Raw genomic sequence first — 15604 nt, forward strand, 5'->3', positions numbered from 1 at the left:
TCGCTACCTTCCTTAATTATTATTTTTCTGGATATCTGTTTTGAATTGCATCTAAATATTCCTTACCAAATAATTTCACATAGTCCTCAATAGCAGCTTCTATTGCTTTTACCCCTTCTTGACCTAGTCTTGCCTTCATTGTATTGCCTACAGTATGTAGAAGATGCGCAGTATGAAAATTAAAGTCTTTTACACAGCTATTACCTAATTGAGCTTTTTTTTCTTGGACTTGTTTGATTTCTTCTTGAGTCATTGGTATCTTCCAGTCAAATTCACAACAGTCAGCACCCCAGCTGATATTTTTAATTACATCTACATGAAAGTCATCTCGGAAGCCGTTGAAGACCGCTTCATCAATCGTTACGCAATAATACTTTCCATATTCTAACAAATTATGTTTTTCCCATGCATCCTTCCAAGCACATTTTGTGGCAAGGGTTACTAAGGAATCCTCACTCCTTAGTATGCTATTTTCCATTTCCCCCTCCTTTGGACGCCATTCCCCATAAGCCTGACTATTTACTAAGTTCAATTCATCTCCATTGGCAAGGGCATTTTTTGCCATACGCTGTCCACGTTCCCTGCCATACTGAGTTATGGCATCTACCATAACCTTTTCTCCTTCTTCACCAGCAGATAAGATAGCATATTTTGCTAGAAGTGCAAAAAGTGTGGCATGATGCTCGATCCCACATACTACTTCTTTCCTATGATCCCCTTTTTGATTTACTGACATGGCTTCTCTCCTTAAAAACATTACACACTTCTTTCTGTGGAAAGTGGTGTAGAATTATTATTATTCTATCATTTTAAGTCTTTACATACTTTGTGTCAACATCAATCACCTTAATTCCCTTCGGATTACATGAGTATTTTTTACTGGTTGAAACCCCTATAAAGACAATAATTAGACCTATAAAAACCACCAGCTTTTGCCAATGGTTTTTATAAATTAACGACGATAAACTACTTTCCCATTAATTATCGTTAAAAGAACTTTTGAGTTAATATCAAAGGGCATACCATCAAAAACTACTAAATCAGCATCATATCCTTCTTGAAGCTTTCCTATTCTTTGATGACATTCCAGTATTTCAGCCGGATAGGTTGTGACGCATTTCATAGCATCTGCCTCACTTAATCCCTCCGAAATGGCTAATGCCGCAACAATTCTTAATTGGTCAATCAGATTGTAAGGGTGATCTGTTATCAAAGCTACCTTGACCCCTACATCGATTAAATCTAATGCACAGGTATAATCCCTCTTCTTTAGTTCAATTTTCAACCTCGGTGTCAGCATAGGACCAAAGGCCACAGGAACTTCTCTTTCTTTTAAGTACTCCTTTACCAAATTGGCTTCCGTACCATGTTCAATTACCAACTTACTAATACCAAACTCTTCTGCAATCCGGCAGGCTGTCACAATATCATCTGCCCTATGGGCATGAGCCCTTAAGGAAATCTCTCCCTTCAGCAGGGGAATTACTGACTCAAGTTGAAGATCCCGCTCTTTTATTTTATTATTTTCCTTCTGTACCATATAATCCTGTGTTCGCATAAACAACTCTCTAATTAAGGCAGCAGTAGCCATTCGAGTGACAGGAGCTTTGTTCATTTTTCCGTAGGTGCTCATTGGATTTTCCCCTAGAGCAATTTTTAATCCTACTGGGTTTCTGATGATCATTTCATCGATAATCTTTCCATGGGTTTTGATGGCGGCACTCAGCCCCCCTACTGCATTATTACTGCCGGGACCTGTCATCACAGTAGTGATCCCTGATTTTACCGCGTCCAGAAAAGCAAGGTCAAAGGGATGAATAGCATCTATCCCCCTCATATGAGGTGTTACAGGGTCGGAGGTTTCATTATTATCAACACCAATTTTTCCTGTTGCTTCTTCAATAATACCTACATGGGTATGACAGTCAATTAGACCCGGCATAATATACTTTTCCTCTACATCAATTACTTCTGTAGTGCTGGTATCACCCTCTATTTTTTCTGAGACTTGATTTATCTTTCCTTGGCGAATGAGTAGGTCTTTTTTGGTAATGCTATTGTCTTCTGTGCTTATCAATAAAGCGTTTTTTATCAAAAGAGATTGCAACATGATCACCTCAACATAATTAGTCAATATTCTTTATTATGTACATAAAAAAATCCCCCATACAAGGAAAAATAGAAAATAAAGCAAAGCGATGTTGTTTATCTATATTTAAAATAGCCTTTTATAAAATAGATAAAAACCTGTATCAAGGGCATTTCCCTCTTCAACAGGTTTTTAAAATAAAAATTTTTTTAGATTTTGATGTAAATATTCATTAAAAACGTCCAACAATAACATCTGATTCATCCAATATTCCTGCTTGCACCAATGCACGCTGGAAGGATGTAGCTTCTCTTGAAATACGAACTGTTGCACCAGAAATGGTATCCATAGAGTTTTGTACTGTACGGGTTGCACCGGAGGCAGTATCAACACCAAATTGGTTGTTATCATTTATTGCAGCTGCATATCGTGGATTCGACCAATCAACTAATGATGTGAGTTCTTTTGCATCTTTTCCTATAAGGTAGCTCTCTATAGCGCGATAGTTACCATCCCATCCACCATTACCATAGTATGCATATTTGACAGCTAAAGGCTGAGGAGCATCTGCCTCAAATTCAACACCTAAAGCTTCTAAGAATTCCTTTACGCTAGAAGCTTCAGTAATATTTTCTAATACGCCACGATCATTTATAACATGAGACCATGGACTAATATTTAAAAAGTTATTATCTGCTAAAGCCTCCCAATCATCTGGTTTTAGTAAGCCGGTACTAGATGTTCTAACAGTAGGAACACTTAACCCATTTCCTATTGTCAATTCCCCAACCGGCGTACTAAAATCAAAGTCTTGAGCAAACTTCATTTCAAACTGATATCTAGCAATAGGGTCCACCAATACAGCAGCCACTGTTTGATCTTCATCAACTGCAACGGCATAGAAGGACATCATATCTGCTGTATAGATTGTAAACATAGAGTTACCCGGCTGATAATTTTCCCCTGGAACAGCTGGTGTTGGATCTACTGAAAAATCAACATCCACATAAGCATTACCACTTTGTCTCATCGTCCAATATCCATCCATTTTTACAAAAAATCTCATTTCTGCATCAAGAATAGTACCATCATCGTCTAACTCAAGTAGGGTCTCAATATATTGATCAGCGTCTTTTAGTTCCACGCCATTAACTTCTCCCTGCCATGAATAACCCACGTATCTCCCTGCTAGAGAAGATCCTGCTTCTCCATTAGATTCCCCAGATCCTTGGGAAGTTTCAGTGTTACTACACCCAGCAATTGTAAATACCAACATCACAGCTATTAATACAGCAAATAATCTCTTCATTTTTTTCTCCTCCTTACCAATTAGTTTGTTTTTTTACACTATTAATTACTATACATTAAGTATACTTTGTAGTACTGTTTTCACAATTCTAAGTCTATTCCTTTGTGATTTTCATTTCTACATCCCGAGGTAATGCTAGACCACACTCCACTTCTATCGCCTTAATAATTCCTGTAGGTACAGGACAGGCTAAATGCTTACAATGCTTATTGGCTGATTCATACACCTTTGAGTCAGTGAATTTCATAAAACATTCATTGGCTCCGTTGATTCCTTGAAGTTCTTCCTCCATTTTCTTTACATGGGGACAGGCAGACTCTATAGCCACATCAACAGTCCTTCTATCTTTTTTTGAAACAGTTATTTTTGTTTCTAGTCCACACACCCCTGGTTTGATGATTGCAGTAGACACTGGATCACTCACCCCCTGTGTATTATTTGGTAATCATAGGCGTTAACCTAACACATTTACTACCAAAATTCTCTCCAAATGTCATCCTGAGGGTAGCGAAGGATCTTGGGATAATGAAGGATGACAAATTATGTTTTAAGTTAACGCTAATGACCTGTAATTATACTTTACCCTAGATTTATTTGATAAAACAGTGAATGCCAAATTCTTACTGTTATCTCCCACTTACTTTGCAGAAAATAACCTAGCCATCAATATTCATGCAAAAATGATTTGAGTTTTCTTCCTAAAAACTTTTTTGGATGTTCTCCAATAATCTACATTTGTCTACCCTATGAAAGCGTTGTAATATATTAAATGAATATTATAAATAACTATTGTATGTTTATTCTGTCTGTGTTAATATATATTCTGTTGCATAATTATAATCATAAAAAAGGAGCTTAAATATGATATCAACTAATCGTCGTGACAGCAGCAGATCTTTATTTCTTTTTTTAATTCCATCATTTCTTGGAATACTTTTATTCATGACACCTATCTCCTATCACGGAGAAATTACCATCCCTATTGCAATTTTATCCAACTTATTGCTTGATACTTTTGCAGACTTGTTTCCTTTCATAGTCACAGCCTTGATGGGTATTTGTGTTCTTGGGACTGTGGTCAATATGATTTGGAAACCCGCGTTTATCAGTACCCAAACATTCGCTAAAAATCTATTTAATGTTTCTCCTCTATGGATTGGACTAAGAATTTTAGGCTTGATTTTTGCCATTTCTTCTCTTTTTCAATTAGGTCCTGAATGGATATGGTCTGAAGATACTGGTGGATTACTACTATATGATTTGTTGCCTATTTTATTTTCTGTATTTTTATTTGCAGGTATGTTTTTACCATTATTATTGGACTTTGGCTTACTAGAGTTTGTAGGTACTTTATTAAGTAAAGTTATGCGTCCTATCTTTACATTACCTGGACGTTCCTCAATTGACTGCATTGCTTCTTGGCTGGGGGATGGCACCATCGGTGTCCTCTTAACAAGCAGACAGTATGAAGAGGGATATTATACAAAACGGGAAGCTGCTGTGATAGGAACTACGTTTTCTGCTGTTTCCATCACCTTCAGCCTTGTGGTAATATCACAGGTTAATCTTGGACATCTTTTTGTTCCGTTTTATCTAACAGTAACACTTGCTGGAATTGTAGCTGGTATCATCATTCCTAGAATTCCGCCTCTATCGAATAAACATAATAGTTATTTTAAGACCAATGATTATAACAATATTGAAGAAATTCCAGGTAACTATACACCCTTTCAGTGGGGCTTAGAACAAGCTGTATCAAAAGCTGGCAAAAATACATCTCCTTCACAATTCTTTAGAAGTGGTGTTGAAAATGTATTAGATATGTGGTTAGGTGTTACCCCTATTGTTATGGCTATGGGGACTCTAGCTCTGATTATTGCTGAGTTCACCCCTGTTTTTCAATGGTTAGGCTTGCCTTTTGTTCCAATTTTAGAGCTGCTACAGGTTCCAGAAGCTGCTTTTGCTTCTCAGACGTTAGTCGTAGGATTTGCAGACATGTTCCTTCCTGCCGTTATAGGCAGTAGAATAGAAAGTGAATTAACTCGATTTGTCGTTGCATGTGTCTCAGTTACACAATTAATCTATATGTCCGAGGTAGGTGGACTTTTATTAGGTTCCAAAATTCCCGTAAGCTTTAAAGAATTAGTCATTATCTTTATTGAACGTACACTGATCACATTGCCAATTATTGTATTAGTAGCTCACATTATATTTTAATTTGTCCAAAGCATATGCATCATTAGTTCTGACAATATCAGAGATATCTGGTGTTGTTCTATAGGAAACTTTAAATCCTATAACAAAGATATAAAGTCAAAAGGAGCTATATCTATTTCATAATAGATATAGCTCCTTCACTATTACAGCTATTCTTATAATATACCCAATACAGATAAAGCTATGGGAAGCCAGATGGTTACTACCATAATCATACATACTTGAATTAACCCTGTAGACTTGGACATTTCACCTATCTTGTAATACCCTGTCATGTAGGTTAGAAGAGGCACAGTATCCAGTGGAAGTAAATAACAGTTGGCTACACATAAGCCCAGTGTCATAATCATCAAAACTGGACTAATGTTAGCTATTCCTGCTAATTCAACTAGGGGAGCTACCAACATAGTTATTAGTGCAGGTGCTACAGGAACAAATACTAGCATAGAAAATACTACTACAGCTACAATAAAAACCAACCCATATACAGGAAGATAAATAGCCTCGGGTAGTACTGTAGCTGTGATCCAATTGCTCACTCCATTAGCAACCAGAGCATTTCCAACTGATATGATAGTACCCACTAAAAAGAAAGCTGGCCAGCTAACACTATCTAAAAACTCCTGCCATGTTAATATAGAGATCTTAGGTAAAAAAAGAAAAGAGAAACCGACGATTGCTACTAATGTTATATTAAAGGCTGGTATCCAAGAACTTAACACCCATAGTACAAACATAATGCTCACTAAAGACAATACATATCTTTCACTGAAACTTAGCTTAGCTGGTACATGCAGTGTTTCTATGTATTGACGGATATCTTCCTGAGATAATTCTACTGGAGGATATATCTTGATAATGATACGCCAAGCTAAAGGAAGCATAATAAGGACTATCGGTATCCCACAAACCATCCACTGTACAAAAGTAATCCTTATACCAGTTAATTGCTCCAATAAATTTATACTCATTAAATTTAATGATGATCCAGCAGGGGTAATCATTCCACCAATCATACTTGCTACTGGTAATCCAATCATAAATGCTTTTCCAGTAGCCTTTCTTTCTGATTCATTGGTATAAATATTCAAAAACTGTAGCGTAATGGTAATAAACACCGCCGTAGTAGCTACATTAGAAACAATAGATGATATCAAGGCCGCACAGATCATAATGGATAACAAAATCCTTTTGACATCTTTGCCAAAAGAAGACATGATTTTCACCAACAGACGTTTGGATAATGGAACTTTTGTTATGGCTGCAGAAATACCAAAGGATACTAAGACGAAGAAAACAATAGGATTTGTATAACCACTTAGGGCTCCAGGAATACCAGGTACTGCCTTAAAGAGTGCCAATAATGCAATACCAAGTATGCAGGTTACCCCTATAGGTATGGGCTCTGTTATTAATAGTATCAACACAGCAATAAGAATTCCTAAGGTATTTCTCCCTGCTACCGTTAATATATCACTAGTTGGAATAAAGTTCATACCAATTAAAATGGTAATTGCTGACAATAAACCAAGCACTTGTATTTTTTTCATATAACTACCTCCGTTGATATAATAGAAGGCGCATATATACATATTGTATTTTTTGCGCCTTCTACATTGTTTTAGTATACAAGTTTTAGTTATTTAGCGGCATTACGAGCAGCAATCTCTTCTTGCATATCCTTTAAATTTTCTGGTGTAATTTTATATAGTACTAATATGATGATTAAACCTACACCGATAAATATAGAAGGAACTAATGCAATACCATTTTTGATTCCTCTTATTAGTTCAGGTGTTGCTGCCATATCTGCAACATAGCCAGCAGAAGCTAACACAGCTGTTATAACAATACTTCTTACGAAAATCGCTACTTTTATAGGGAAACTGATTAGAGACATGATAAACCCACGAGCATTTTTTCCAGTCTTCCATTCGCCATAATCTACAGTAGCAGAATACATTGCCACACCTAAAGCATCAGGCATACCATAACCTAAATAAGCTACAAACATAACGATCATGAAGGATAAATAATTCATTGGTAATATCCAAACAGCCATTAGTCCGATGATAAACAAAGCTAGAGATAAAATGTACGTATTTTTTTCGCCGAATTTTTTAGCAAGAGGTGCTGTAAGCATAGCTCCAAAGAAACAAACTACATTTAATCCTGTCATAAATATAGTGATCATTGCTACATTGTCAACAACATATTTAAAGTAATAAAACGCTAAACCAAAGATTACGAATCTTCCTAAGTATCTTCCCAACTCAGCTAACATAAGTCCGATCAATGGTGGGTTGACAACAATTTGCTTTAACATTTCACCAGTAGACATTTTATCTTCTTGTTTAGCTGTTTGTGTAGTCGTTCCAGAATGTGCATAATCTTTTGTCATAGAATACAAAATCCAGTTACTAAGAACCATAATAGTTCCTGTAATTACTACTGTAAGTGTAAAGCCAATAGACGGATTACCCATACGTGCACCTATAGCAGTAGCCAGTTTAAAACCAATCAGTGAGAATCCGATAGCACCTAATGAGTTAAACATACCTCGATTTGATGCCATAGATATTCTTTCTTCTCTTACCGTAGTCAAAGAATTGTTCATGGCAATATGCGCACCATAGTAAATATTCCAAATCAAATGACTGACAATAAAACCTATACAGATGATAATAGCATTAACATTTGGTGTGCCCATTTTTACAAACTGAAAAATGAAAAACAATGCCGCCAAAGGTGGGCCCACCAATAACCATGATCGATACTTACCACCAAATTTTAAATTGCTTTTTTCTAGTATAACACCCGCAGTAGGTACCCAAAGAATATCAAATATACTTGTAACCATTAAGATTGTTCCAACTAAAGCTACAGGGAGCATTGCAAAATCCGTTAAAAATGCTGCAAAGTAAAACACTTCCATACTTACAAACAACTGAAAACCAAAGGATGGTAACCCATAGAGATTAATAATAGACTTTTTTAAAGATGTACTTGAAGACTTACTTACATTTTCCATAATATCCCCCTTTAATTGTTTATTTATGATGCAGCGTTACAATTTAATTTTGAATTGTAACAATAATCTAAAATTAATTTTTAGTAATATTATTTAATCCAGCCTCGACATATTCTAACTCCTTCAGCTGCATTGGTGGTATATGCATCCCCTCCGATATATTGACAAGCTTCTTTTGTGACAGGATTACCACCTAAAATAATTTTTATATCATTTCTCAAGCCCGCTTCCTTCAAACCATCAACAGTATGCTTCATAGCCTCTAAAGCCACTGTTAAAACACCACTCATACCAACAATATCTGGTTGTACTTCTCTTACCTTATTCACAAAGGCACCTACTGATTGGTCTATTCCTATATCATACACTTCAAAACCGGCAGCACTTGCCATACTCTTAAAGATGTTTTTACCAATATCATGTAAATCCCCGTGAACAGTTCCTAAAAGAATTTTTCCTGTTTTGGCAGAAGTATCGTTTTTCAAAATTGGCTTTAATAAATCAAGTGCTTCGGAAAGTACTTCTCCAGAGAAAATTAAATCTCCCACAAAGTAATCTCCTCTTTCAAAACTATCTCCTACTCTAGCCATTCCTTTATGACATGCATCAATGACTTCTTGGACTTCCTTATCTGATGGATTCGTAGCTACAAATTTATTAAGTATTTTCATTACTTTTTTTTCTTCTAAGTCACCTATTGCTTTTGTCAACTGATCCCACTTAGCCATATCTATGATCTCCTCCTTTTTTATAATATCTATATATAATAAAGTTTATCATTAAATACATAAGTTTTGTACAAATAATTAAACTATTATGTTAGAAATTATAAATAATTACTGGAAATCATAGACGTTTTATTAAAGAAGTCTGGACCTACTATTTTGCACAAGCTTTATTCAATAGCTTAGTGCTGCTTATCAGTAGCCGATAAAGGCAGGTCTTAGCAACGTTTGGCTATTGAATAAAGCATCTGTGCATTTTTACTGAGAAATACTTCCTACAGAAAGAGGGAAAATATAAACTTATACATAAGCTCTTCGTAATTCTGTATTTTGTCAGCCTTTAAACCTTCGTCGCTGACGATAGGATTCTCTGCCTTATACTCTTCCCAGGTTTGATAATATTCTGACTTTATTTGCATCTTTTTACCTCCCTTCTTAATAGATTGCGTGATCTCTAACATACTCGGTTACTGCAATTAAGTTATCTATATTGACATCATCCATACTTAAAGCGGACTTATCAAACTCAAACATATACCCACCGCCAGGTGCTAAAATATCTATTAACTCCTTAGCTTTGTCAATACACTCTTCCTTCGTAGCAGTTTTAAGCAGTGTTAGTGGATATAACCCAGATATAATATGCTTTCCTCCAAGCTTTTCCTTAATGATTTTAGGATCACCATACTCAAATCTCATTCGGACTCTACCAGGAAGATCTGCAAGATAATCAATATATCTCATCCAATCATGTTCTACAAATAGGTCTACCCCTTGACCCGCTTCAACCATAGCGTCAATCACCTTTTTAAAGGTTGGCCAATAGAACTTGTCAAACTGCTTTTGATTTAAGTAAGGTGCCATATGTAATGGTATAAAGGCCTTCTTCAAAACAGATGGATTGGGATTCATATGTACCAATAACTTAATCATGTGTGGCGTAATAGCTTCACAAGCTTCTATAACCTTTTCTGGCATTCTTCTTACGTCCATGCTAACACCTGAGAAGGAACGTAAAAAGTCAGCTAAGAAATCAAAAGGTGCCTCTCCAAAACCATGGGTAGGTATTGCAGCATAACCGTACTTTTCAACAATTTTCCCTATTGTGCCAACATAGAAGCCAGCTTCATCATTATATGCTTTAAATGCTTTCCCTAAAGCAAGTGCTCTTTGTCCTGGGGATACGTCTAATGCCTTGTATAATCTTGGTAATAATTTATCCACCATCATTTTATAAGGATCTTGAATAAATTCATCATATTCCGATGGTTCTAAACATGCAATCTCAGGATGCTGCATTTGTCCCGAACTAGACATAATGATAGCTTTAGATCCTAACATTTGATAATGCATAGGATTTCGCAGAGTCATTGCTACAGGTATTAAGTCCCCGTAAAGTCTTGAACAAGCTTTATCATACACATCATAAACAATACTATTGTCCCATTGTGCTTGTTTTAAATCGTAACCTGCCAGTTGTATAGCTGCTTCCCAACCGATATTGTACATAATAGGTACTCGTTTAGGAATCCTTCCTTCGTACAGATCCGTAAATAGTTGTTGTCTATCCTTTTGGAGTTGTTTGATATCCGTCATGTATTTTCCCCCTTTTTATGATTGTAAAGTTTTACATAAAATACAACGTTTTCATTTTAATAAATTTTTTTTAAAAATTAAGATATTATACGCGTATAATTTTATATCTATATAATATTACATTTTTTTCAATATTGCAATATTTTTTTGTCAACGAGTATCAAAAATATGTTATACTTCTTTAAGGAAAGGAGTTTTTTTATGGCACAATATAAAAAAGGCATGGACACAAAACATAAAATTCTATTTGTTTCAAAAAAGTTGTTTGTAGAAAATGGTTACACCGATACCTCCTGTAAAAAAATTTGTGAAGAAGCTGATGTAAACTTAGGCCTTATTCACTATCACTATAAAAGCAAAAAAAATATCGCTTCCACGATCTATGGTTATTTTCTTATTGAAGTGAAGGAATTCGTAAAGCGAATAATGAGTGAGGAGTTCAACAATTATGAATTAAAGTATGCAACAGCTGTTGAAAATTGGATTTTTCTTAATTTACTTTTAGGTGACGAGCGCTATAGAAGATTCTACTATGAAATATGTAAAGAAAACTTTTTAGTAGATGAAAATACAAAAATTGTGGAGTTTTTTTATAAGTTACATGTCAACACCTATAACTTAAACATTACGCCAAATGAAGTGAAGTTAATTCGTGTTGCAAATGCATCACTTACCACGGGATTAGTTAGTAAGTATGTGGAAAATTATTTTAACATGACACTAAATGAACTATGTGAATATAAAATACGCAACATGTATCGTTTTATGAAATTAAAAGAGGATCAGATTGATGATATCGTTCATGTTTCATACGATACCTATAAAAAGATTGATGTGAAGCTAACAGATTACTTTAAACTAACTCAGGAAAGTTAGGCAGGAAGTTCCTTAGTACTTCCTTGACTTCTAAGAGTACACAAAAAACCCCTTAAATAGTGTCTATTTAAGGGGTTTAATATTTACTGGTTCACTTAATTAAATAACAGTAATATTTTCTGCTTGAGGTCCTTTTGGTCCTTGAACTACGTCGTAAGAAACTTTTTGACCTTCTTCAAGTGATCTATAACCGCTTGAATTTATTTGAGAAAAGTGTGCAAAAACATCTTTTCCATCTTCTCCTGTAATAAATCCAAATCCTTTTTCTGCGTTAAACCATTTTACTGTACCATTCATATAATATATACCTCCGAAATTTTATTCTTAAATTCATCGTAATAATCCACTAATAAAATCTCGATATAAGTATACTTAAAACATTTATTAAGCACTAATTGAAATATATTGGTGTTCCATTATTTACTATTCATTTAAGTTCTTATATAGTATAACATAACTAATTATACAAGGCAAGTTTTTTTTGGTTATTTTTAGTTGTTTTTAGTATGCACTATAGCTCTAAGCCCTTCGCCAATAATAAATTGCCAGTTGTGTCCGATCTCTTACCTGTAATTTTTCTAATATAATTGATAAGGTATTGCGTACCGTTCCTTCAGTAAGGAATAAATGCTCCGCTATTTCACGATTAGAAAGTCCCTGTACCACCAACTCTAGTATATCCTTCTCTCGAGGAGTCAATTCTTCAAATCCTTCTCTTTCAGGCTGCATTAAGGACTTGAGCACATCCGCATCTAATACTGATGTACCTGAAAACAAAGTGCGTAATTGCTGTGCCATACTAGAAACTTCTGTGGATTTAATTAAATAGCCCTCGGCCCCTGCTAAGATGGCAAGACGGATATTTTGTTCATCCTGAAAGGTGGTCAGCATCATCACCCGAACCTGAGGCCAATCCTTCTTAATCTGTCGTGTGGCTTGTATCCCATCCATAACAGGCATCCTTATATCCATTAATACCACATCCGGCAATGCGGACTGGCAACAGGCAATGGCTTCAGCTCCATTGCTGGCTGTAGCCATCACCTCCATATCCTCTTCACGAGAAAGAAGTATCTGAAGACTTTGACATACCAATAAATCATCATCTACGATTAAGATTTTCATATTACCCTCCTCCTTTAGCCTTCAAGCTTTCAGTGATCTTTTTTCCATTGGTAGAACACATATCAATTGAAATCCCTCGTCTGTATCAATGGATATACTGCCACCTACAGCCTTAGCCCGCTGTCGAAGGTTTCTAATTCCTATACCATCGCTATCCCCACTACCACCTATACCATCATCATGTATAGATAATCGTACAATGTGAGGGTTAACATCTAAAGATATGTTTACTTTTGTGGCTTTCGCATGACGTGCTGCATTTGTTAAAGCTTCCTTTAAACAGGGTTCAAGTATACTCCACAAATAAGCAGGTACGCTAGAAGTATCTCCATAGCTTTGAAAATGGATGGGGCACATAGTAAATCCGTTGCATATTGCCTTAAGTCCCTCAAGCCCTATCATCATTACTGGTTTCATATTATGTACTCTCTCCCTTAAATAAAGAGCACTATTGGAGAGGCGTTGTTGTGCCTGAACAAACATATCCCTGGCCAAAGGGTTTTCTTCCTTCCATAGCTGTTCAAAGGCTTGCAGTGCCAATACAGCAGCAGTAAGTTCATGCCCCACATCATCATGCAATTCCTGAGCAATCCGATTCCGTTCAGCTAGTTCTGCCATTCTAGCTGTTTGAACATTGGCTAACAATAATTCACCTTTCAAGCTTTCCAGTTCATATCGATCCCGACGCTGTTGGTCTGCTTCTTGTCGATATATATTGGTTTCTAAAGACCAGCTGCGAATAGTCCATCCTGAAAGCACTGCTACAGCAAGGACAGCAATTAAAGGTATAGACATCTGAAAATAAATAAACATCCAAATAAGTCCAGGTACTAAAAACCACAGCTTTCCTATAAGCATTCCTTCAAACAATGGCATAGCTAGCCCGAAGGCGGCATAGGACCAAAATGGTATCGTGACTAAACAAGCGGCCTGGTCAATGATTACCATCCATCCAGATAAGCTAAAGCGCCAACGAGCTACTGCCATCATCATTAAAAATAGCAAAAGGACTACCCCTATTTCACTATCATGGTCCCTTAGCCATAACATGCACAGCAGAAATAGTCCTAGTATCCGCCAAAGAACAATACTAGCTTGTGGAGTCCATATTTCCCATTCCTTCGTCATATTTTTACACACCTTTTTGCAAGATTCACCTTCATCTATATAAAAGCAGTATGACATTTATCCTTAGGTTGAACAAATACAATGAAAGGTATTCACGCCAACTTTCTTCTACTACCCAATAATAAAAATGCTATACTAAACATCATCATCATAGCCAAAGGAAGTCCTAAATCAATTATTGAGGCACCACTTATAACAAGTATGATCCCTTCAGTTAACCAGTAGGTAGGTAATAGCATAGCTATACGTTGCAAGAGTTCCGGCATAATTTCAACAGGCCACATCACGCCCCCCAGCATACCTATCAACATGACTACACCACCGAATACGCTAGTGGCTGCCTCTTTGTTACGAAATAAAGAATACCAAGCCAAAGAAAGTCCAATGGCTGTCATAGAAAAGAAGGAGTAAATGATAAATAGCAGCACTGGAGAAATTAATTTTCCACCATGTACAGCTACACCAACTATTACCACCACAAGGTTTACTGCTATTAGTATAATGGAATAGGCTAGAAGGTTTTGCCATAAATATTGGAAATGCGTTACTGGTGCTACCCCAATTCGTAGCAATGTCTTATTCATTCGATCTTCCATAATAACGCTTGCTAGCCTAGCAGCGATAAACAATAGTAATAATCCATAATATTGAAAACCTAGAGGTATCGGAAGCCACTCCCCAACCGGTAGAAATACAGAAGCTATTGGTAGAATCAACAAAAACACGACATTGGAGGGTTTACGGAAAAAACGCTTAAAAACAAAGGTAAATATGGTCATGCCAATTTCCTCCTTCCAATATAGGTAGCCACCATTACCATTGCCACTGAAGCTGCTATTAGAATACCTAGATTTATCACTACTTTATCCATACTTTCTCCAACCATAAGGGCATAAACCGCATTCTGCCCTAGAGAAAGTGGGTTTCCATAGGAAGATAAAAAGCCCAAAACTCCAGTGTCCGGCATAGGAAACCAAACTCCCGCTAAAGCCATTGACACTAGGCCGTATGCTGTACCTAGTCTCTCTGCAGACTTATAGTTTTTTACTCCAAGCACTAAGACTAAGAATACCAGCTGGCTTAGCATGGAGAGCGTCAGTAATACTATTAATACTAATACCATATTACCCCAATCAACACCATATACCCATCGGGTAAAGAAAACCATAACTGTTCCCTGTAATGCACTAAATACGGTGCAGGTGAAAAGGATGGAAAAAGCATGTTGATGTGCCTGATATGGCAGAGAGTACATTCGCCATTTTTTAGAAGAAATTAAATCATCTCTAACATATTCCATTGTATAAAATCCCCCATAAAGCTGAAAGCCTAGAACCATAGTTAGTGCAACGCCATTCATGACAGGCACGCCAAGTGCATCTACTGCATTACCTGCTATCATCCCCAGTACAGTGATCAAAGCCAAAGGGGTTATCAACAATATGATCATCCCAAGGTATCCTCTAAGCATTCTGCGAAACATAAAGTAACTAGTCCTTAAAATCATC

16 protein-coding genes are annotated in these 15604 nt (G+C 36.3%); 2 read left to right on the plus strand and 14 right to left on the minus strand.

The window, feature by feature from the left end; translation table 11 throughout:
- Positions 1 to 19 precede the first annotated feature (19 nt).
- From CACET_RS12260 to CACET_RS12275, 4 genes are all read right to left on the minus strand, one after another.
- Positions 20 to 736, minus strand: coding sequence for an L-2-amino-thiazoline-4-carboxylic acid hydrolase (locus tag CACET_RS12260; protein WP_044824778.1), 717 nt, complete (start codon positions 734 to 736; stop codon positions 20 to 22).
- A 216-nt stretch (positions 737 to 952) separates the two neighbouring features.
- Positions 953 to 2095, minus strand: coding sequence for an amidohydrolase (locus CACET_RS12265; protein ID WP_479722624.1), 1143 nt, complete (start codon positions 2093 to 2095; stop codon positions 953 to 955).
- A 226-nt stretch (positions 2096 to 2321) separates the two neighbouring features.
- Positions 2322 to 3398, minus strand: a complete 1077-nt coding sequence (locus tag CACET_RS12270; RefSeq protein ID WP_044824777.1) for a hypothetical protein — start codon at positions 3396 to 3398, stop codon at positions 2322 to 2324.
- A gap of 94 nt (positions 3399 to 3492) precedes the next feature.
- Positions 3493 to 3810 (minus strand): DUF6951 family protein, encoded by a 318-nt coding sequence (locus CACET_RS12275; protein ID WP_044824776.1) that lies wholly within the window; start codon positions 3808 to 3810, stop codon positions 3493 to 3495.
- Between the two features lie 449 nt (positions 3811 to 4259).
- Between CACET_RS12275 and CACET_RS12280 the strand changes: the two genes are divergently transcribed.
- Positions 4260 to 5615, plus strand: coding sequence for a YjiH family protein (locus tag CACET_RS12280; RefSeq protein ID WP_044824775.1), 1356 nt, complete (start codon positions 4260 to 4262; stop codon positions 5613 to 5615).
- A 155-nt stretch (positions 5616 to 5770) separates the two neighbouring features.
- Here the strand turns inward: CACET_RS12280 and CACET_RS12285 are convergent, their stop codons facing one another.
- The 5 genes from CACET_RS12285 to CACET_RS12300 form a co-directional block, all read right to left on the minus strand.
- Positions 5771 to 7165 (minus strand): SLC13 family permease, encoded by a 1395-nt coding sequence (locus CACET_RS12285; protein WP_044824774.1) that lies wholly within the window; start codon positions 7163 to 7165, stop codon positions 5771 to 5773.
- 89 nt (positions 7166 to 7254) lie between these two features.
- Positions 7255 to 8646 carry an MFS transporter gene (locus CACET_RS12290; protein ID WP_044824773.1) on the minus strand — a complete coding sequence of 464 codons (1392 nt, stop codon included), beginning with the start codon at positions 8644 to 8646 and terminating at the stop codon, positions 7255 to 7257.
- Between the two features lie 89 nt (positions 8647 to 8735).
- Positions 8736 to 9374: a cobalamin B12-binding domain-containing protein gene (locus CACET_RS12295; protein ID WP_044824772.1), complete on the minus strand. Its 639-nt coding sequence runs from the start codon at positions 9372 to 9374 to the stop codon at positions 8736 to 8738.
- A 272-nt stretch (positions 9375 to 9646) separates the two neighbouring features.
- A complete protein-coding gene (locus CACET_RS20515) occupies positions 9647 to 9790 on the minus strand; it encodes a hypothetical protein (RefSeq protein WP_156778861.1) in 144 nt (47 codons plus the stop codon).
- A 16-nt stretch (positions 9791 to 9806) separates the two neighbouring features.
- Positions 9807 to 10967 carry a uroporphyrinogen decarboxylase family protein gene (locus CACET_RS12300; protein ID WP_044824771.1) on the minus strand — a complete coding sequence of 387 codons (1161 nt, stop codon included), beginning with the start codon at positions 10965 to 10967 and terminating at the stop codon, positions 9807 to 9809.
- Between the two features lie 201 nt (positions 10968 to 11168).
- Between CACET_RS12300 and CACET_RS12305 the strand changes: the two genes are divergently transcribed.
- Complete coding sequence (locus CACET_RS12305; RefSeq protein WP_044824770.1) at positions 11169 to 11843, plus strand: TetR/AcrR family transcriptional regulator; 675 nt, start codon at positions 11169 to 11171, stop codon at positions 11841 to 11843.
- Positions 11844 to 11942: 99 nt separating this feature from the next.
- Here the strand turns inward: CACET_RS12305 and CACET_RS12310 are convergent, their stop codons facing one another.
- The 5 genes from CACET_RS12310 to CACET_RS12330 form a co-directional block, all read right to left on the minus strand.
- A complete protein-coding gene (locus CACET_RS12310; RefSeq protein ID WP_044824769.1) occupies positions 11943 to 12140 on the minus strand; it encodes a cold-shock protein in 198 nt (65 codons plus the stop codon).
- Between the two features lie 222 nt (positions 12141 to 12362).
- Positions 12363 to 12968, minus strand: a complete 606-nt coding sequence (locus CACET_RS12315; RefSeq protein ID WP_044824768.1) for a response regulator transcription factor — start codon at positions 12966 to 12968, stop codon at positions 12363 to 12365.
- A 21-nt stretch (positions 12969 to 12989) separates the two neighbouring features.
- Complete coding sequence (locus tag CACET_RS12320) at positions 12990 to 14096, minus strand: sensor histidine kinase (RefSeq protein WP_044824767.1); 1107 nt, start codon at positions 14094 to 14096, stop codon at positions 12990 to 12992.
- Positions 14097 to 14188: 92 nt separating this feature from the next.
- The gene (locus CACET_RS12325) at positions 14189 to 14875 is read right to left on the minus strand and encodes an ABC transporter permease (RefSeq protein ID WP_044824766.1); all 687 of its coding nucleotides are present in this window, start codon (positions 14873 to 14875) and stop codon (positions 14189 to 14191) included.
- Entirely contained in the window at positions 14872 to 15603 is a 732-nt protein-coding gene (locus tag CACET_RS12330; RefSeq protein WP_044824765.1) for an ABC transporter permease, read from the minus strand. The genes CACET_RS12325 and CACET_RS12330 overlap by 4 nt, the downstream gene beginning before the upstream one ends.
- Position 15604 lies beyond the last annotated feature (1 nt).

This window comes from Clostridium aceticum (assembly GCF_001042715.1).
Taxonomy (GTDB): domain Bacteria; phylum Bacillota; class Clostridia; order Peptostreptococcales; family Natronincolaceae; genus Andreesenella; species Andreesenella acetica.

What these genes read in the sequence shown, in the direction of transcription:
- CACET_RS12310 (WP_044824769.1), bottom strand. Translation starts at nt 12,140, where the DNA reads ATGAATGGTACAGTAAAATGGTTTAACGCAGAAAAAGGATTTGGATTT.
- CACET_RS12280 (WP_044824775.1), top strand. Translation starts at nt 4,260, where the DNA reads ATGATATCAACTAATCGTCGTGACAGCAGCAGATCTTTATTTCTTTTT.
- CACET_RS12270 (WP_044824777.1), bottom strand. Translation starts at nt 3,398, where the DNA reads ATGAAGAGATTATTTGCTGTATTAATAGCTGTGATGTTGGTATTTACA.
- CACET_RS12305 (WP_044824770.1), top strand. Translation starts at nt 11,169, where the DNA reads ATGGCACAATATAAAAAAGGCATGGACACAAAACATAAAATTCTATTT.
- CACET_RS12260 (WP_044824778.1), bottom strand. Translation starts at nt 736, where the DNA reads ATGTCAGTAAATCAAAAAGGGGATCATAGGAAAGAAGTAGTATGTGGG.
- CACET_RS12325 (WP_044824766.1), bottom strand. Translation starts at nt 14,875, where the DNA reads ATGACCATATTTACCTTTGTTTTTAAGCGTTTTTTCCGTAAACCCTCC.
- CACET_RS12300 (WP_044824771.1), bottom strand. Translation starts at nt 10,967, where the DNA reads ATGACGGATATCAAACAACTCCAAAAGGATAGACAACAACTATTTACG.
- CACET_RS12290 (WP_044824773.1), bottom strand. Translation starts at nt 8,646, where the DNA reads ATGGAAAATGTAAGTAAGTCTTCAAGTACATCTTTAAAAAAGTCTATT.
- CACET_RS12315 (WP_044824768.1), bottom strand. Translation starts at nt 12,968, where the DNA reads ATGAAAATCTTAATCGTAGATGATGATTTATTGGTATGTCAAAGTCTT.
- CACET_RS12285 (WP_044824774.1), bottom strand. Translation starts at nt 7,165, where the DNA reads ATGAAAAAAATACAAGTGCTTGGTTTATTGTCAGCAATTACCATTTTA.
- CACET_RS20515 (WP_156778861.1), bottom strand. Translation starts at nt 9,790, where the DNA reads ATGCAAATAAAGTCAGAATATTATCAAACCTGGGAAGAGTATAAGGCA.
- CACET_RS12295 (WP_044824772.1), bottom strand. Translation starts at nt 9,374, where the DNA reads ATGGCTAAGTGGGATCAGTTGACAAAAGCAATAGGTGACTTAGAAGAA.
- CACET_RS12320 (WP_044824767.1), bottom strand. Translation starts at nt 14,096, where the DNA reads ATGACGAAGGAATGGGAAATATGGACTCCACAAGCTAGTATTGTTCTT.
- CACET_RS12330 (WP_044824765.1), bottom strand. Translation starts at nt 15,603, where the DNA reads ATGATTTTAAGGACTAGTTACTTTATGTTTCGCAGAATGCTTAGAGGA.